Annotated in this window: 15 protein-coding genes; 10 read left to right on the plus strand and 5 right to left on the minus strand. The window is 67.9% G+C overall.

What is annotated here, in order from left to right; genetic code table 11:
• Positions 1-311: 311 nt before the first annotated feature.
• The 3 genes from VGH85_07875 to VGH85_07885 all read right to left on the minus strand — a co-directional run bounded on the left by VGH85_07875 (position 312) and on the right by VGH85_07885 (position 2,396).
• A complete protein-coding gene (locus VGH85_07875; GenBank protein HEY2173715.1) occupies positions 312-851 on the minus strand; it encodes a hypothetical protein in 540 nt (179 codons plus the stop codon).
• A gap of 112 nt (positions 852-963) precedes the next feature.
• The gene (locus VGH85_07880; GenBank protein ID HEY2173716.1) at positions 964-1,701 is read right to left on the minus strand and encodes a phosphotransferase; all 738 of its coding nucleotides are present in this window, start codon (positions 1,699-1,701) and stop codon (positions 964-966) included.
• 26 nt (positions 1,702-1,727) lie between these two features.
• On the minus strand, positions 1,728-2,396 hold the full coding sequence (locus VGH85_07885; GenBank protein ID HEY2173717.1) for a hypothetical protein: 669 nt from the start codon (positions 2,394-2,396) through the stop codon (positions 1,728-1,730).
• A 148-nt stretch (positions 2,397-2,544) separates the two neighbouring features.
• Between VGH85_07885 and VGH85_07890 the strand changes: the two genes are divergently transcribed.
• Entirely contained in the window at positions 2,545-3,003 is a 459-nt protein-coding gene (locus VGH85_07890) for a pyridoxamine 5'-phosphate oxidase family protein (GenBank protein ID HEY2173718.1), read from the plus strand.
• Between the two features lie 30 nt (positions 3,004-3,033).
• On the opposite strand, the gene VGH85_07895 is transcribed toward VGH85_07890, so the two are convergent.
• Positions 3,034-4,011 (minus strand): aminoglycoside phosphotransferase family protein, encoded by a 978-nt coding sequence (locus tag VGH85_07895; GenBank protein HEY2173719.1) that lies wholly within the window; start codon positions 4,009-4,011, stop codon positions 3,034-3,036.
• Positions 4,012-4,116: 105 nt separating this feature from the next.
• Here VGH85_07895 and VGH85_07900 point away from each other — a divergent pair, with 105 nt between their 5' ends.
• From VGH85_07900 to VGH85_07925, 6 genes are all read left to right on the plus strand, one after another.
• On the plus strand, positions 4,117-4,860 hold the full coding sequence (locus tag VGH85_07900) for a phytanoyl-CoA dioxygenase family protein (GenBank protein ID HEY2173720.1): 744 nt from the start codon (positions 4,117-4,119) through the stop codon (positions 4,858-4,860).
• Positions 4,861-4,885: 25 nt separating this feature from the next.
• Positions 4,886-5,596, plus strand: a complete 711-nt coding sequence (locus tag VGH85_07905; GenBank protein HEY2173721.1) for a hypothetical protein — start codon at positions 4,886-4,888, stop codon at positions 5,594-5,596.
• A gap of 60 nt (positions 5,597-5,656) precedes the next feature.
• A complete protein-coding gene (locus tag VGH85_07910; protein HEY2173722.1) occupies positions 5,657-6,175 on the plus strand; it encodes a MarR family transcriptional regulator in 519 nt (172 codons plus the stop codon).
• Positions 6,172-6,837, plus strand: coding sequence for an NAD(P)-binding domain-containing protein (locus VGH85_07915; protein ID HEY2173723.1), 666 nt, complete (start codon positions 6,172-6,174; stop codon positions 6,835-6,837). Before VGH85_07910 ends, VGH85_07915 begins: the two co-directional genes overlap by 4 nt.
• 47 nt (positions 6,838-6,884) lie before the next feature.
• Complete coding sequence (locus VGH85_07920; GenBank protein ID HEY2173724.1) at positions 6,885-7,988, plus strand: LLM class flavin-dependent oxidoreductase; 1,104 nt, start codon at positions 6,885-6,887, stop codon at positions 7,986-7,988.
• Positions 7,989-8,057: 69 nt separating this feature from the next.
• Complete coding sequence (locus tag VGH85_07925) at positions 8,058-8,801, plus strand: DUF899 domain-containing protein (protein ID HEY2173725.1); 744 nt, start codon at positions 8,058-8,060, stop codon at positions 8,799-8,801.
• 15 nt (positions 8,802-8,816) lie between these two features.
• Here VGH85_07925 and VGH85_07930 read toward each other — a convergent pair whose 3' ends face one another.
• Positions 8,817-11,255 (minus strand): SpoIIE family protein phosphatase, encoded by a 2,439-nt coding sequence (locus VGH85_07930; GenBank protein ID HEY2173726.1) that lies wholly within the window; start codon positions 11,253-11,255, stop codon positions 8,817-8,819.
• A 225-nt stretch (positions 11,256-11,480) separates the two neighbouring features.
• On the opposite strand from VGH85_07930, the gene VGH85_07935 reads away from it, so the two are divergent.
• The 3 genes from VGH85_07935 to VGH85_07945 all read left to right on the plus strand — a co-directional run.
• Positions 11,481-17,159 carry a HAMP domain-containing protein gene (locus VGH85_07935; GenBank protein ID HEY2173727.1) on the plus strand — a complete coding sequence of 1,893 codons (5,679 nt, stop codon included), beginning with the start codon at positions 11,481-11,483 and terminating at the stop codon, positions 17,157-17,159.
• On the plus strand, positions 17,156-17,812 hold the full coding sequence (locus VGH85_07940) for a response regulator (protein ID HEY2173728.1): 657 nt from the start codon (positions 17,156-17,158) through the stop codon (positions 17,810-17,812). The genes VGH85_07935 and VGH85_07940 overlap by 4 nt, the downstream gene beginning before the upstream one ends.
• Before the next feature lie 9 nt (positions 17,813-17,821).
• Positions 17,822-18,150, plus strand: a 329-nt coding sequence (locus VGH85_07945; GenBank protein HEY2173729.1) for a DJ-1/PfpI family protein, incomplete at its 3' end; no start/stop codon positions are given.

An 18,150-nucleotide genomic window follows, 5' to 3' on the forward strand; every position in this document is an offset into this window, starting at 1 on the left:
GGAACACGGCGTTCTCCGTACCCCCCGACGCCACCCTGCGCAGCGACCACCCGGCGTACTCCGGCAGCTGCCCGGCGACCAGCGCACGCACCCGATCGGTGTCGATGTCGACTTCGTCGGCGTGCAGGCGGGGCGACATGCAGCCATCCTCGACGGACGAGCAGATGCCGGGCAAACCCATTCCTTGAGCCGTCCGCGTGCAGCTAACTACCGACGGCGGGAGACCCGCCGGGCTGTGCGCCGACCCGTCCGACGAGCGACTCTGCGTCCACCAATCATCTCAATCCTCCGATTCCGCGACCGTGCCTGAATTACGCGGGAGTTGCTGCAGCCGACGTCTCCATCGCGTGAAGTTCCTGCGCTTCCTCCGCCGAGACCAGCCCGATGTCGACCAGGTCGAGCGGGCTGATGAAGCCGTCATTGAGGCGGAAGCCGCCGGCGCGGACGATCGCGTCGCGAAGGGGCACGGCCCAGTGGTGCTCCAGCAGGATCAGCGCCGCCGCAGAGTCGTTCGGAATGTCCTCGAGCACATCCCAACCTTCCTGGGCGGTGAACACCTGCGCGCCGCCATTGGCGGCGACGGCCTCTGCGCCTGCGATCGCTCCGGCCTCCGCCCCCTCCTCGCCGTCGATTCCGAGGCCGATCAACGCACCGACTTTGGTGCCGAGCTCGATCGCCTCCTGCTCCGACAGGTTGCTGAGGTGCTCGACCTCAAGCTCGCCGGCGGCGTCCTTGTAGACGGCAAGCGAGTCGATCACGCGCACGGTGTCGCTTTCGCGTAGCCGCTCCAACTCGGCGATGATCTCGCCGTGGAAGTCGGGGCTCGTGAACCCCAACACCAACAGCTGCACGGGACCGATCGTCATAGCGCTCCCCCTTCTCAGAACCTGTGCGCACAACGCTAAGGACTTGCGAACCACTCGGCACCACCCAGTACGGGTGAGATCAGGAGCGGCCGGCGCCCTAACGCAATCGGCTCTCGATGTCGGGAATGCGGTCGATCATGCCGGCCCGGGAGGCCCGATCCAGTTCGGGTTCGCCGCCGGCGATCAGGTTGCGCATCCCCGGGTCACCCGCAGCAGCCGACGCTGCGATGCCGTCCATCATCAACGTGATCCGGCCGGGCACGGCCCGCAGGATCTGCCGGGCGTCGTAGCCGCCGTAGGTGTCGGCGATCAGGGCGAGACGCCGTGCCGCGTGGTCCGCGCCGATGTCGGCCCACAAAGGCACGCAGTTCCAGGCGATGAAGGCCAACTCGTTCAGCGGCGTCGTCGGGCCGGCGAGGTCCCAGTCGAACACGCCGGCCAGGCTGTCTTCCTCGAAGCAGGTGTTGTACGGCGCGATGTCGTTGTGCCCGATCACCGTGGGATGCGGTATCGGAAAGTAACGCCACGGGCCCGGGTGGGCGAAGTCGGCCATCGCGCTGTGAAAATCCCTGGTCCAGGTGACCAGAGAACGAATCTGCGGCTCGGTGAGCGATTCCGTGCCGAGGTCGATGACCCGTCCTGGCAGGAAGTCGAGCACCTCTCGGCCCTGGTCGTCGAATCCGATGACTCTGGGCACGTGCGGCAGGCGTGGCGCGAGATGGTCCAGTAACGCGTGCACCGCCGGGGTCCATACACCGACCGGACGATGCACCGTGTTGCCGACTTTGAGCACTCCGCCGACGTTGCCCTCGAGCCGTTCCCCGTCATCAACCACCCGATCACCTCCGGACTGCGATGCGGTCACCGCAGCATCTCAAGATCGTTCCCCCAGGAGTCCACCGTCTCACCGAGCCCGTCGGCTCGCGCCGCCTTCTCGACGTCGCGGAAAAGCGCGCGTTGGCTGGCGGGATCTGCGTCGACCAGGATGCGGCGGATGCGCGGGAGGAGACCCGACGCCTCCCACGGCGGGTCGCCGAGCGGGTATCGCTCCAGGTCCCAGGCGAGGTATTTGTTCGGCGGTCTCTGCCGTCGGTGCAACGCGAAGATCACCCAGAGTACGACGTTGACGCTCATCGCCGCATCGAGGTGAGCCGCGAGATCGCGCCCGTCCCGGCTGCTCTTGATCGACCGGTACAGAAGATTCATGTAGCCGTCGAGCATGACCGGCAGGTTGGCGAGGTCGCCCGCAGGAAACGTGCCCGCCTCCTGCAGCAGGGCGGACACCTGACCGCCGAGCCGATCGAGCAGCACCTGCGCGTGCCCGAAGATGTAGCGATTCGTGTCTCCGCCGTCGAGCACGGCGGAGCGGAAGCCGGACATCGACGTGACCTCGAGGTCCACTGCCGATGATCTCTGACTTCGCCAGTGTTCAGGCTGGTCGCCATCCTGCACGATCAGGAAGACGTCGTAGTCGGACTCCGGGGTGGCCGCGCCCTCGAAGACGCGGGACCCATGGAGTACGAGACCCACTACTGATGGATCGTCCTGCGCCCGGGACACAAGGTCCGCGAATGCCCGGTGTTGGTCCATCGGTCACAGCCCTCCGCCAGAGTCCGTCAAAATACTGACGCACCGAACCCAGTCGATGTGACAGCCACCCGAGGAGGCCGCGCCCGCCATGACCCCGACCGCCCGTGACCCGCACCAGCGTAGGCAGGACACGCTGGCCCGACTGGACCAGGACGTCGACCTGTGGGTGGCGACCGCCGACGCATCAGCCGGCACGCCGTATCTGGTGCCGCTCTCCTTTCTCTGGGACGGCACCGATCTACTGATCTCGACACCGGCCTCGAGTCCGACCGGCCGCAACCTGCGGGCCACGGGCAAGGTCCGTCTCGGCATCGGTCCGACCCGGGACGTCGTACTCATCGAGGGAACCGTACGCGCGCTGCCGGCTAGTGAGCTCCCGTCCGAGATCGGCGACGCGTTCGCCACCAAGACGGGTTTCGATCCGCGTCGGATCGGCGGCTACCTCTACTTCTGGATCCGCCCGCAGCTGATCCAGGCGTGGCGCGAGGCCGATGAGCTCACCGGGCGGGACCTCATGCGCGACGGGCATTGGCTGATCTCGGACTGAACCCGGCGTGAGCTCTTCAGGGTCGAGCGGTCAGCCCGAAAGGCCGCGCAGGATCGTGGCGAGGGAATCGGCGCTCTCGCGGGCGGCGGCGGTGTTGCCTACCGTTACCTCGCTGGCCAGATTGCCGATCGCGAGCCCGAGTGCGTGCAGGTCGAGCCGACGCCAGAAGTCGTCATCGTCATTCGCGGTGACGCCGTACCCGGCGAGGATCGCGGCGAGATCGGGCTGCGGCATGGCGTATCTGAGGTAGGCCAGGTCGCTGATCGACGGCCCGCCGCAGTACATCCCGAAATCGATGATTGCACTGACGTGCAGCCGACGGTCGACGAAGATGTGCTCGGAAGTGAAGTCGCCATGACACAGCACCGGCCGCCGACAGGGGAACTCGTCGGCGTAGGTGTGCAGCCAGGCGATCATTCGGTCGAATTCGTCGGCACCGAATCCCATTGCGCAGACCAGGTCCCGCTCGGCCTCCCGATCCGCGATGAACCCGGTCATGAGGGCGGCCCAGTCCCTCATCCACTCCCCGCCCGGGCCCGGTCGCCAGAAACCGGGTACTTCGATGCCATTGATCCGCGCCAGCACCTCGCCGGCCCGGGCAAGCGCCGCATGGCGTTCGGCGGCGGTGAGTCCAGCCCGATCGGTGAGAGCCTGACCCTCGGCGACCGCCAGCACCATCACCGGTAGGTCCGCGCCCGCGCTGGTCAGGCGGTCGACGAGAAGCACCTCCGGTACCGGCGCGCCCGCCCGCCGGGCCTGATCCATCGCCCATGCCTCATCGGCCAGCGATCCTTCCTCACCGAATCGCTTGATCCGGATGACGACCTCGTCATCAGAGTCGGTGGCGGCACGGTAGACCTCGCAGTCCTGACCGCGGACGATTCTGCGCAGGGAGACCATCGGCCGGCCCGTGGCCTTCGTGACCACGGCGGCGACGTCATCCGCCGGCACGCCGAAGGACGCGTGCAGGTCACGCCGGAACTCCTCGCTCGACCTCGTGCCGGACACGTCTCTGACCATCGACGCGGCCGGCCCGGACGGCAAACTCTTTCTCTCTCGGTCGCACGGCAATTCGGTCGCGATACGCAGGCACGAGGCGTAGAACACTCGACGATGCTCACCCAAGGACAGCTCCAGACATTCGCCCGCCAAGGCTGGGTCGTGGTACCGGACGTCGTGCCGGCCGAGGCGCTGGCGGCGGCCAACGCTGCGGTCGACGCGATGATCGCGGCGGACCCACCGCCTGCCACGACGACCGGTCCGCATTTCTACTGGCCCACACCGACTCCTCCGCATCCTCTGCTCTCGGCGCTGCTGGACACTCCGGCACGCGGGATGACCGAGGCGCTGGTGAGCCCACTGCAGCTGGGCGAGCCGGAGCAGGTGCAGGTGTCGCTCAACATCCCGCCGCACCCGAACATCCCCGGCGGCCCGCACGTCGACGGCCTCACGCCGACAGAACCCGACGGACGCCCGGGCACCTTCACCATGCTGGCCGGGATCTTCCTCACCGACCAGACCGAGCGGAGCAGCGGCAACCTGTGGGTGTGGCCCGGCACCCACCTCGGCGCCGGACGCTGGCTGGCCGAGCACGGAGCCGACGCCCTCACCGGCATCGTCGCGGCCGGGGACTCCTATCCACCCATCGACCTGCCGGAGCCGGAACAGGTCGTCGGTGCTGCCGGGTCTCTCCTGTTCGCGCACTACCTGCTGGCCCACAACATCGGCAACAACGACTCATCAGCCGTACGCCGGTGCCTCTACTACCGGCTCCGGACCACCGGCCACCGAGCCGACTGGAAGGCCCACGTCACCGATCCGCTGGTGGAGTTCGCGCCCGTCCGCGAGGCACTCTGAGAATGCCGCTGCGGATACTGGTCCTGTGGCGGATCGGGTAGATCTGATGTCGGACGACTTCGGGGCGCAACCCTGGCTTTACCCCGGAACGCGTCCGCCCACCAGCGGCCTGCTCCACGACGGCAGCTACTCGCGTCTCGACGCTCTGCCCTCGGTCGCCGAGCGGTACGTCGTCGTCGCGGTCGGGAGCAATGCCTCGCCCGCGGTGATGTACCGAAAGCTCGCCACAAACGGCGTCAGTGGCACCGTGCCGTTCGTTTACGCCGAGGTGACCGGGCTGCGGGTGGGCCACAGCGCCCACGTGAGTCGTGCGGGCTACATAGCGGCGGCGCCAATTCTGACGCCGTCGGCCCGGACATCTGTCGTCGCCGTATTTCTCGACCATGAACAGTTGACGGCCGTCGACCGCACCGAACCGAACTACGTTCGAGAGTCGGTCGGTCGAGACGAGTGCCGCCTGAGCGTGGAGGGTGGCGACAGTCCTGCCTCGTTCCAGCTCTACGTGTCCAAGCGGGGCGTCCTCGCTCCACCCGGGGAACGACCTCTCGGCCTGATGGATCAAGATGCCCTCTACGCCGGCCTACGGCAGCGGTGCGAACAGTTCTCCCGTCTGCTCCCGGCCGGCGACCGCGCCGCCATGCGCCGGTTCGCGGCGGATGAACACCTGCGAGACCAGGCGGTGGACGCTTTCCACCGTGGCGGCTGGGTCGCCCAAGGCAGGTTCGCCGCCACCTGATTGACACGTCAATCGTAAGACGTATGGTTGACGTGTCAATGAGTTTGGAGGTGGCCAGGAGTGCGTGAGACTGCGAGCGGGATCAGGGGAACGACGGCCCGTCGGCGCCTGACGACGGAGGAGCTCGCAGTCTGGCGGGCCCTCCTCGATACGACCGCCGAGCTCCGGGGACTCCTAGGCGCACAGCTGTTGCGCGATTCGAGCCTCTCGCCGGCGGACTACCAGGTGTTGCTCCCGTTGAGTGAAGCGGAGGGCAGACGACTGCGCTCGTCAGAGCTGGCGTCGACCATCGATTGGGAGCGGAGCCGGCTGTCGCATCACCTCGGACGGATGGAACGCCGAGGTCTGATCCGCCGTGACGACTGCGCCGTCGACAGCCGCGGCGCCGAGATCTCCCTCACCGCCGACGGGGCGGAAGCTTTCCGGCGCGCGACGCCGTCGCACATGCGGGCGATCAAGAAGCATTTCGCCGATGCCTTGACGCCCGGGCAGCTCGACGTGCTCGCGGACGTCCTTCGGTCGCTCCAGGACCATCTTCATCCGGAGTCGACCGTCAGACCGCCGGGCGATACGCCATGACCGGCGATGCGATGTCGTCCTTGCTGCTGCCGCGGATCGCCGTACTGGGTGCGGGACACGTCGGCCCGGTGATTGCCCGGGTCGCCACCGCCGCCGGGTACGACGTATCGATCGCCGCGTCGGGCGACCCCGACAAGATCGCCCTGATCACCCACGTGCTGACGCCGGGCGTCGAACCACGATGGGCAGCTGACGCCGTCGCCGACTCCGACATCGTCGTACTCGCGATCCCGCTCCATAGGTTCGCGACCCTCGACCCGGCTCTGGTGGCCGGAAAGCTCGTCGTCGACATCATGAACTACTGGCCACCGATCGACGGCGTACAGGAGATGTTCGAGGACCGGCGCTACGGCAGTAGCGAGATCGTCCAGCGCCGACTTCCCCGGTCGATGGTCGTCAAGACCCTCAACCACATCGGCTACCACGACATCGAAGACGACCGCAGACCCGCGGGCGCACCGGATCGCCGCGCACTGGGCGTCGCCGGCGACGATCCTGGCACCGCGGCCGTCGTGGCGGGCGTCATCGAACGCATCGGCTATGACACGGTCCGGCTCGACAGTCTGGCTGACGGACACCTGCTCGAACCCGGCAGCCCGGTATTCGGTGCGTCTTTGCACCGCCCGGACTTCGAAGACGCCCTACACGCGCGAGCGGCATAGGCCGCACCTTCACCTCGCGAACGGACAACAGACAGAGAGAACTCGACATGACCACCGCACCTTCTGACGTCGCACCCACCCGCACCGACCCGCCCAAGCAGTTCCCCCTTGTCCTCGGTCTCGACACCTTCGGCGATGTCACCCACGACGACGAGGATCGGCCACTGTCGCATGCTCAGACGATCCGAAATCTCGTCGAACAGGGCGTCTTCGCCGATCAGCTCGGCGTGGACTTCTTCGGCATCGGTGAGCACCACACCGATGACTTCCCGCTCTCGGCAGCCGACGTCGTGCTCGCAGCGATCGCCGCGCGTACCACCGACATCCACCTCGGATCAGCGGTGACCGTCCTGAGCTCGGACGATCCGGTGCGCGTCTTCCAGCGCTACTCCACGCTCGACGCCGTCTCCGGTGGTCGCGCCGAGGTCATCCTCGGACGGGGTTCCAGCATCGACTCGTTCCCGCTCTTCGGCTACGACCTCTCCGACTACGAGGATCTCTTCGAAGAGAAGGCCGACCTCTTCGCCGATTTGCGCAAGGGCGGACCGGTCACCTGGCAAGGAAAGACCCGAGCGTCCCTCACCGATCAGGATGTCGTACCGCACACCGAGCACGGTCCGTTCCCGACCTGGATCGGCGTGGGCGGAAGCCCTCAGTCGGTGATCCGCGCGGCGCACTACGGATTCTCGCTGATGCTCGCGATCATCGGCGGACCCCCGGAACGGTTCGCACCCTTCTCACAACTCTTCCGGCAGGCTCTCGACCAGTTCGGCCGTGACCCGCTGCCCGTCGGTGTGCACTCGCCCGGTCACGTCGCCGTCACTGACGAGCGGGCACGTGCGGAGTTCTGGCCGCATTACCTGCGGGTCATCAGTCACGTCAGCGAGACTCGCGGTTTCGCCATCCCCACCAAGGAGTCCTTTCTCCGCGAGGTCGGGCCACACGGCGCGCTCTACGTCGGGTCGCCGGAGACCGTCGCGCAGAAGATCGCGGCGAATCTCACGGTCCTCGGCGCCAACCGCTTCGATCTGAAATACGGCATGGGCGGCCTCTCGCACGCGGCCCTCATGACCAACATCGAGCTCTACGGCACCCAGGTGATCCCCCGCGTCCGCGAACTCCTCGCCGCCGAGTCCCGCGTCGAGCGATGACTTCTCGGGCGCCGTCCGGTCGCTATACGGTACGTCCACCGGCAATGCACACCGGAGATGGAGGACGAGATGCCCGATCCAGCTGTCGTGTCACGCGAGGAGTGGCTGGTCGCCCGCCGGGACCTACTGGCGAAGGAGAAGGCCCTGGCGCGGGCTCGAGACACGCTCAACGCCGAGCGTCGAAGCCTGCCGATGGTGGAGATCGACAAGGAATACGTCTTCGAGAGCCGGAACGGGAAGGCCAGTCTGCTCGACCTGTTCGAGGGCCGCGGCCAGCTTCTCATCTACCACTTCATGTGGCTGTGGGATGAGGAGCAGGGCTGCCCGTCTTGCTCGTTCCTGGTCGACAACATCGGCGACCTCTCCCATCTGCACGCCCGGGACACCACTCTGGCCGTCGTAACCCGCGGTCCCCTGTCCGACGCCGAGACGTTCCGGGAGCGGATGGGTTGGACCTTCCCCTGGTACTCGTCCTACGGCAGCGACTTCAACGTCGACTTCCACATCACGATCGACGAAGCGGCGGGTGCCGCCGAGTACAACTACAAGACTCTCGACGAGCTCGGCCCGGACTGGCAGGGATGGTCCGGCGAGCTGCCGGGGACCAGCGCGTTTCTCCGCGACGGCGACCGCGTCTTTCACACCTACTCGAGCTACGCGCGCGGCGGCGACCTGCTCCTCGGGACCTACAACTGGCTCGACCTCACCGCCCGCGGACGCCAGGAGGATTGGGAGCAGCCGCCCGGACGCAGCAACGGTCCCTCCATGGGCTGGCTGCGCCACCACGACCGGTACGACGCTCCTCAGCCTTAGCCCGGCGCCTCAGGCCTAGCCACCTTCTGCCGGCGCTGGGGACCCGAACCCGCGCAGAACCAGGACAGCCATGTCGTCGCTCTGCGGTGTGTGGGCGTAGTCGACGACGAGGCGTCGGATGCGTTCGGCGACGGCCTGTGCCGGCATGCTCGCGGTGTGGGTGAGCTCAGCCATGAGCCCGGTCTCGCCGAGCATCCGGTCGCCCTCGCGTCGCTCGAGCACCCCGTCAGTCACGGTGACGAGCATGTCGCCGCGCTCGAGCAGCTGGTCCTCGGCCGTGTACTGCACGTGTGCGAGCACACCGAGCAGAGACTGCGGACGCCCGATCTGATGGACCGCACCGCCGCTGTGGACGACGAACGGCAGCGGGTGTCCGGCGCTGACCATGCTCATCCGCACGCGCCTGCCGGGCTCCGGCTCCAGCGTTCCGCACACCAGCGTGAGGAACCGGGACCGCTCCCCTTCCTCGAGGATCGCCGAGTTGAGTCGCTCGAGGATCGCGGCCACCGGAAAGCCTGCAAGGGCAAGCGCCCGGATCGTGTGCCGCGCCAGTCCGGTGACCGCCGCCGCCTCCGCGCCCGTCCCGCACACGTCGCCGACGACGAAGCACCAGCGGTTCGCCCCGATGGAGAAGAGGTCGTAGAAGTCACCGCCCACCGTGCTGCTCTCGCCCGCCGCCTCGTAGACCACCCCGACATCCAGATAGGGCACGACCGGCATCGACGACGGAAGCAGGCTCCGCTGCAGCGTCTGACCGACCGCGCGCAGGTCGCCGTGCGCCCGCGCGTTGTCGATCGCCACCGCGGCCCGGCGCGCCACGGACTCCGCAACGAGGAGCGCCTCCCCTGCCAGCGGCTCGCCGTGCGGCCGGCCGAGCGTCATCAGTCCGATCCGTCGCCCGCGCGCCGACAGCGGAATATCGAGCACCTCGCCCCAGAGCTGGTCGTCGTCGGAGTCGGCGGCCTCCCCCGGCTCGACGTGTTCCAGCGCGGTACGCAGCGGGCCGTTGCGGCGCTCGTCGGCGTGCCAGACCTGTTGCAGAACAGGCACTTTCCGCCCGTCGTCGAGATAGACCGCGCACCATGTCGCGAGTCGCGGTATGACGATCTGTCCGGTGATCGCGATCGTCATCCGCTGATCGAGCGATCCCGCGAGCAGGTCGCCTGCCTCGGCCAGGAAGCTCAGCCAGCCCCGGCGTTCGCGTTCGGAAGTCTGTAGTCGAGCCCGGTCGGCGGCTATCGCGATCGCGTCGGCAATCCGCTGCAGCAGGACAGACTGCTCGTCGGTGAACCCGTCGACACTTTCCGACGCGGCCCCGAGCGCTCCGGTGACCCGGCCTTCGACGACGACCGGGACGACGACCAATGACCGCATGCCGGAGCCCGCCAGCAACGGGATCTGCGTGTCGGACAGATCCCGGTACGCCACCGGGAGTTGAGGATTGTGGGAGTCGGGGGCCCCTGGATCCCGGGCATCCAGCCGGGTCCCGCGCAACGAGTCGTCCAGTCCGCTGACGGCTCGGACCTCGTACTCGGGATCGAAGTCCCGCGCCAGCAGCAGGTACGTCGCATCGGCCGAGAGCCTGTCGCGCGCGCGTTCGACCGCGAGGGTCAAGTAGTCATCGAGACCGAGGCGGGTGAGCGCCTCCTCCCGTACCCCCACCGCATCGGAGTCTTTCGGTGGGCGGCCGCGCGGCCGAGGCGATTCCTCGAGGAGTGCGCGTTCTCCGGCGGCGACCAGCAATGCGATCGCGGAATCACCCTTACCGGCCGGTGTATGGGACGCAAATACTTCAACGGGTGGCCCAATTTTCCGCCTTACGGCGTAGGTGCCCTGCCACCGTTCGCCCGACGACCACGGCGCGGTCGCCCCATTACCCGTGCTGCGGTCGGATTGGACCAGTTCACCGAAAACGCGTCCGAGCGCCTCCGCCTCCGCCCAACCGAACATTCCTGCCGCATCGTCATTCCAGGCCGATATCGTGCCGTCGTTCGATACCTCGACGACCGCCACCTGTGCGTGGTCACCGACCGTTGCGCCGGCGGCCACGGAGGGCATCGGCGCCGCGACGGTCGCGTTGGGACGTTCGAACTCCAGCCACACCCGTTTGCTGCCCTGCGTGTAGTCCACTCCCCACGTCGACGCCAACGTGGAGATGATGAGCAGCCCTCGGCCGCGTTCGGCATTGGGTGATCGGGAATCGACGCCGACGGGCAACGCACGGTGGGGATGCGAGTCCTCCACCTCGACCCGCAGGCTCGCGGCATCGAGTCGCAGACTGAGCCGGACGGCGGTACCTGCATGCACCACGGCGTTGGTGACCAGTTCGCTGACCGACAGCAGGACGCTGTCCGTCAGTTCCTGCACACCCCACTCCTCGAGCGACTCCCGCACGAACCATCGAGCCTGGCCGGCGGACCGCGCATCCGGCACAAAGGTGCGGTAGACGTACATCGAAGTGGTCCCGGCTCTCGGCATATGTATGCGCGGTTAGATCATGGTGACAGACTGCCTGATGAGGGGTAACGCCATTCACGAGGGGGCCCGGCAATGCCGAGCAGTGCGACGACGACAAAGCGGGTTAGTACACGCGGTTCCGCAGCCAAGGGCCATTCGAACGGCATATCGGGTGAAGTCGACGAGGTCACGCTCAGGCGTCTTATCGATGGGCTCACCGCCATGCGGGACGGCAATTTCCGCAAGCGGCTCCCCGACAACGGCGACGGCGTCATGGCCGAGGTCGCCGGCCTCTACAACGAGATCGCCGAGCGGCAGCAACATCTCGCGTCCGAGCTGAACCGCGTACGGCGGGTGGCCGGTCGCGAAGGCCGGCACTCCGAGCGCCTCGAGTCCGGGGCCGGGGAGGGCGCTTGGGAGAAGTGCATCGAGTCCGCCAACGGTCTGGTCGCGGACCTGGTCCGGCCGACGGGCGACTTCGCGCGGGTCGTCACCGCCGTGTCCCACGGCGACCTGACGCAACGGATGGGCACCCGTCTCGACGGGCATCCCCTGCGCGGCGAGCCACTGCGGCTGGCCAAGAGCGTCAACGGCCTCGTCGAGCAACTCTCGTCCATCGCCGACGAGATCACCCGCGTCGCCCGTGAGGTCGGCACTGAAGGCAAGCTCGGCGGGCAGGCCCGGGTGCGCAGCGCGGACGGCAGTTGGCGCGACCTGATGGACGCGGTCAACACGATGTCGTCGCGGTTGACCACGCAGGTCCGCGACATCGCGCTGGTGACCACAGCTGTCGCGAACGGAGACCTGTCCCGAACCGTCACCGTCGAGGTCTCCGGGGAGATGGCGCAGCTGAAGGCCACGGTCGACCGGATGGTCGACCAGCTGTCGTCGTTCGCGGCCGAGGTGACCCGGGTCGCGCGCGAGGTCGGCACCGAGGGCCGACTCGGTGGCCAGGCCGACGTACGGGGGGTGAAGGGCACCTGGAGGGACCTCACCGACTCCGTGAACATCATGGCCTCGAACCTCACCAGCCAGGTCCGGGGCATCTCTTTCGTCGCGCAGGCGGTTGCCCGCGGCGACCTGAGCCAGCAGATCACGGTGACGGCGCGGGGGGAGGTCGCCGAGCTGGCGGAGACGCTCAACTCGATGACGGCAACCCTGCAGACCTTCGCCGACGAGGTGACCCGGGTGGCCCGCGAGGTCGGCACCGAAGGGATCCTCGGCGGCCAGGCCGACGTACCCGGCGTCGCCGGGCGGTGGAAGGACCTCACCGAGTCGGTCAACTACATGGCCGACAACCTGACCGCACAGGTCCGCGATATCGCGCAGGTCACCACGGCCGTCGCGCGCGGCGACCTGAGCCAGAAGATCACCGTCGACGTGAAGGGCGAGCTGGCCGAGCTCAAGAGCACCGTCAACGTGATGGTCGACCAGCTCTCCGCGTTTGCGGCGCAGGTCACCCGGGTGGCCCGCGAGGTCGGCAGCGACGGCATGCTCGGCGGCCAGGCCGACGTACCCGGCGTCGCCGGCACCTGGAAGGACCTCACCGACTCGGTCAACTCGATGGCGAGCAACCTGACCAATCAGGTGCGCAACATCGCGCAGGTCACCACCGCCGTCGCGCGCGGCGACCTGAGCCAGAAGATCACCGTTGACGTACGCGGTGAGCTGGCCGAGCTCAAGACGACCGTCAACGTGATGGTGGATCAGCTGTCCGCCTTCGCCGACGAGGTCACCCGGGTCGCCCGTGAGGTCGGCGGCGAAGGCCGACTGGGCGGGCAGGCCGCCGTACCGGGCGTCTCCGGGACCTGGCGTGACCTCACCGACTCGGTGAACTTCATGGCCGGGACCCTGACCGCTCAGGTCCGCAACATCGCCGAGGTCACCACGGCCGTCGCCCGCGGTGACCTGACCCGGACGATCACCGTCGAGGCGCGCGGCGAGATCCTCGCGCTGAAGGACACCGTCAACACGATGGTCGACCAGCTCTCGGCGTTCGCCGACGAGGTCACCCGGGTCGCCCGCGAGGTCGGCACCGAAGGCCGGCTCGGGGGTCAGGCCGACGTGCACGACGTCTCCGGTACCTGGAAGTACCTCACCGAAAACGTCAACATGATGGCGGCCAACCTGACGTCGCAGGTCCGCAACATCGCCGAGGTGACGACCGCGGTCGCGAGCGGCGACCTGACCCGCAAGATCACCGTCGACGCGCGCGGCGAGATCCTCGAGCTCAAGAGCACCGTCAACACGATGGTCGACCAGCTCTCAGCGTTCGCCGACGAGGTCACCCGGGTCGCGCGCGAGGTCGGCACCGAAGGCATGCTCGGCGGGCAGGCCCGCGTCCCCGGTGTCGCCGGGATGTGGCGCGACCTCACCGACTCGGTCAACTCGATGGCCGGCAACCTGACCAACCAGGTCCGCAGCATCGCCGCGGTGTCCACCGCCGTGGCCCGCGGCGACCTCAGTCAGAAGATCTCCATCGAGGCCCGCGGCGAGGTCGCCGCCCTGGCCGGGACGATCAACGCCATGGTCGACACGCTGCGCGCGTTCGCCGACGAGGTCACCCGGGTCGCCCGCGAGGTCGGCACCGAAGGAATTCTCGGCGGGCAGGCCCACGTGCGCGGTGTCGCCGGCACCTGGAAGGACCTCACCGAGTCGGTCAACTCGATGGCCGGCAACCTGACCAGCCAGGTCCGCAGCATCGCGCTGGTGACGACCGCCGTCGCCCACGGCGATCTGACCCAGAAGTCCTTCGTCGATGCACGGGGCGAGATCCTCGAGCTCAAGACCACGGTCAACCGGATGGTCGACCAGCTGTCGTCGTTCGCCGACGAGGTCACCCGGGTCGCCCGCGAGGTCGGCACCGAGGGCAAGCTCGGCGGCCAGGCCGAGGTCGCCGACGTGTCCGGCACCTGGCGCAAGCTCACCGAGAACGTCAACCAGCTCGCCGGCACGTTGACCACCCAGCTGCGGGCGATCGCCGAGGTCTCGACCGCGGTCACCCAGGGAGACCTCAGCCAGGAGATCACGGTCATCGCCGAGGGTGAGGTCGCCGAGCTCAAGGACAACCTCAACCAGATGATCGACAACCTGCGTGAGACGACCCGCGCGAACCAGGAGCAGGACTGGCTCAAGACCAACCTGGCCCGGTTCACCGGGCACATGCAGGGCGGCCGCGACCTGCTCGACGTCACCCGGCTGATCGTCACCGAGCTGACGCCGCTGGTCGGCGCCAGTCAGGGCTCCTTCTTCCTCAGTGAGGTCGGGCCGGAGGGCGACGACTCGCTGCGCCGTATCGCGTCCTACGGCTACCGGCCGCGCAAGGGCATCCCGACCTCGTTCGCCATCGGCGAGAGTCTCGTCGGACAGGCCGCGCTGGAACGTACGCCGATCATGCTCACCAACGTGCCCGGCAACTACATCCGGATCGGCTCCGGGCTCGGAGAAGCACCACCGGCGAACCTCGTCATCTTCCCGGTGCTGTTCGAGGAGCAGGTGCTCGGCGTCGTGGAGCTGGCGTCGTTCCAGCCGTTCAGCCCGGTCCACCTGCAGTTCCTCGAGCAGCTGATGGAGATCATCGGGGTCTCCCTCAACGCGATCATCGCGAGCTCGCGTACCCAGGAGCTGCTGGTCGAATCGCAGCGACTCGCGGCCGAGCTGCAGAACAAGTCCGAGGAGCTGCAGACCCAGCAGGGCGAGCTGCAACAGACGAACGCAGAACTCGAGGAGAAGGCCAGTCTCCTCGCGGCGCAGAACCGGGCCATCGAAATCAAGAACCTCGAGATCGAGGATGCCCGTCGAGGGCTCGAGGACCGGGCCGAGCAACTCGCCCTGTCCTCACGCTACAAGTCGGAGTTCCTCGCGAACATGTCGCACGAGCTGCGGACACCGCTGAACTCGCTGCTCATCCTGGCGAAGCTGCTCGCCGAGAACGCCGACGGCAACCTCAACGCACGTCAGGTCGACTTCTCCCGGACCATCCACAGCGCCGGCACCGACCTGCTGCAGCTGATCAACGACATCCTCGACCTGTCCAAGGTCGAGGCGGGGAAGATGGACGTCCATCCCGCCGACGTGGCGGTCTCCGGGATCGTCGAGTACGTCGAGGCGACGTTCCGCCCGCTCACCGCGGAGAAGGATCTGCGCTTCTCGGTGACGATCGCCGACGACGTCCCGCGCACCCTGTACTCCGACCAGCACCGGCTCCAGCAGGTGCTCCGTAACCTGCTGTCCAACGCGGTCAAGTTCACCGCGGCGGGCGAAGTCAGGATGGACATCCGGATGGCCGTCGACGAACGCTTCACCACGGGGAGCCTGAATGACGCCCCGCAGGTCTTCGCGTTCTCCGTGGCCGACACCGGAATCGGGATCCCTCCCGAACAACTCAAGGTCATCTTCGAGGCCTTCCAGCAGGCCGACGGCACCATCAGCCGCAAGTTCGGCGGTACCGGGCTCGGCCTGTCCATCAGCCGCGAGATCGCCCGGCTGATCGGCGGAGAGATCCACGCCGACAGCGAGCCGGGTAGAGGGAGCGCGTTCACGCTGTACCTGCCACCCCGGTTCGCCGGCGACTCCGCCACGAAGTCCGTGATCGGCGGCACCGAGGTCGGTGCGCGGATCGAGCCCGCGGCCGTCAACGGGTCGCGTCCGGCGGCGTTGCCGACGGCGCCCGACGAGGGAGCCGTCGCCGACGACGAGGGCGCGATCACCCAGAGCGACCGCGTCCTGCTCGTCACCGTGTCCGACACCGGCCTGCGCGAGGCGGCCGTCGACATCGGCCGCGAGAAGGGCTTCAAAGTCCTCGCCACCCCGAGGCCGGAACATGCCGTGGTGATCGCGCGCCAGCATCGTCCGGTCGGAATCGTCGTCGGGATGGACCTCGCCGGAAGCGACGGATCGTCGCTGCTCCAACTGCTGAAGTCCGACCCGGAGACCCGGCACATTCCGACGATCGCCGTGCACGCGCCGGATGCCGTCGACGACGTGCATGTCGGCCGCCTCCTCGGCGCACTCGCCATGGTCGAAGATCCGGTGACACCGCAGACGATGGGTCAAGCGCTGGAGGATCTGAGCTCCTACATCGACCGGAAGACGCGGTCGCTGCTCGTCGTCGCGAGTGACGCAGTCGACGAGACCTCCGCCGTGGTCGCACTCTTCGGCGCGGTGGCCGACGTCGACCTTCGCGTCGCAACCAGCGTCGACGACGCAATCACTGCGCTGGACGCGCGCCCGTACGACTGTGTGATGGTCGACCTGAAACTGCCTGGCGGCAGCGGGTTCGACGTGATCAAGCGGATGCGGGCCCGCAAGGCACTGCGCGCGACGCCGATCGTGGTGAGTACCGGTGAGGCACCGTCCAAACGGGATGAGGCACGACTGAGCAAATACACCCGGTCGATGGTCGTGACGTACCCGGCAACGGTGGGCGATCTCATCGACCAGATCGCGCTCTACCTGCACCGGTCTGACGTCGAACTACCCGACACGAGCGGGACGAGCGACGAGCGCCGGGCCAGTGACGAGGAGGTCTTCGCCGGCAAGCGGATCCTCATCGTCGACGACGACGCGCGCAACGTGTTCGCCCTGACCAGTGCGCTCGAGCAGCACGGGATCGACGTACTGTATGCCGAGAACGGCGAGTCCGGGATCCGGGCGCTGCAGCGGGAGATGAACATCGACCTGGTGCTGATGGACGTGATGATGCCGGGAATGGATGGTTACACGGCGATGCGCGAGATTCGCAACATGCCGTCGTTCCACGACCTGCCCCTCATCGCGCTGACCGCCAAGGCGATGCCCGGCGACCGGGACAACAGCCTCGCGGCCGGCGCCTCCGACTACGTCACCAAGCCGGTCGACGTCGACTCCCTGCTCACGCAGTTCCGGTCGTGGTTGGGGTGAGCGAGCGCGCCAAGATTCTCCTGGTCGACGACCATCCGGAGAATCTGCTCGCGCTGGAGGCGGTGCTGAGCTCGCTGGACCAGGTGCTCGTGCGCGCGCCGTCGGGTGAGGAGGCGTTGCGAGCCCTGCTCAAGGACGACTTCGCCCTGATCCTGCTCGACGCGCAGATGCCGGGAATGGACGGATTCGAGACGGCGGCCCGGATCAAGGGGCGCAGCCGGACCAAGGACGTTCCCATCATCTTCCTCACGGCGGTCGACACCGACCAGCACAGCGCCTACCGCGGATACGCCGCCGGCGGGGCGGATTACATCTCGAAGCCGTTCGACCCCTGGATGCTCCGAGCGAAGGTCCAGGTCTTCGTCGACCTGTGGGCGGCAGGACGTCGACTGACCACCCAGGCCGAGTTCCTCCGTCGGCAGGTCGCGCAGTCGCCGGGCTCGGTCGACGTCCTCGCCGAGCTCGACTCCCGGCTGCTCGCGGTGGAGGAGGCCACCGACCAACTCGCCTCCGAGGCCGCATCCTCGAACGGCGCCGCGGTCGAGCCTGCGGTCGAGCGGGTGCAGCGCCGGGTGCAGGCGCTCCGGCAGGCCCTCGGTGCGCTCGACCCGCAGGATGTGGTCTCGGGTGCAACCCGCCACGAGTTCGGGTGAGATGAGTCCATGACTCGCCACATCGGCATCCTGCTGTTCCCCGACGTCGAAGAACTGGATGCGATCGGTCCCTGGGAGGTCCTCTCCTATTGGACCCAGACCTTTCCCGAGGACGGGTACTCGGTTTCCTGCCTCGCCCGCGAAGGCGGAGTCGTCCCGTGCGCGCACGGGCTGAGCGTCGTCGCACATCACTCGTTCGACGACACTCCGCCACTGGAGATCCTGGTGCACCCGGGCGGACGGGGCACCCGGCCGCTGCTGCACGACGAGGCTCATCTGAAGTGGGTCCGGAGTCAGCGTCGGCAGGCGCCGTTGCTGACCAGCGTCTGCACGGGATC

Source organism: Mycobacteriales bacterium (assembly GCA_036497565.1).
GTDB lineage: Bacteria > Actinomycetota > Actinomycetes > Mycobacteriales > QHCD01 > DASXJE01.

Coding starts and splice junctions, on each gene's coding strand:
- VGH85_07890 (HEY2173718.1), top strand. CDS start 2,545: ATGACCCCGACCGCCCGTGACCCGCACCAGCGTAGGCAGGACACGCTG.
- VGH85_07900 (HEY2173720.1), top strand. CDS start 4,117: ATGCTCACCCAAGGACAGCTCCAGACATTCGCCCGCCAAGGCTGGGTC.
- VGH85_07915 (HEY2173723.1), top strand. CDS start 6,172: ATGACCGGCGATGCGATGTCGTCCTTGCTGCTGCCGCGGATCGCCGTA.
- VGH85_07920 (HEY2173724.1), top strand. CDS start 6,885: ATGACCACCGCACCTTCTGACGTCGCACCCACCCGCACCGACCCGCCC.
- VGH85_07925 (HEY2173725.1), top strand. CDS start 8,058: ATGCCCGATCCAGCTGTCGTGTCACGCGAGGAGTGGCTGGTCGCCCGC.
- VGH85_07930 (HEY2173726.1), bottom strand. CDS start 11,255: ATGTACGTCTACCGCACCTTTGTGCCGGATGCGCGGTCCGCCGGCCAG.
- VGH85_07935 (HEY2173727.1), top strand. CDS start 11,481: ATGCGGGACGGCAATTTCCGCAAGCGGCTCCCCGACAACGGCGACGGC.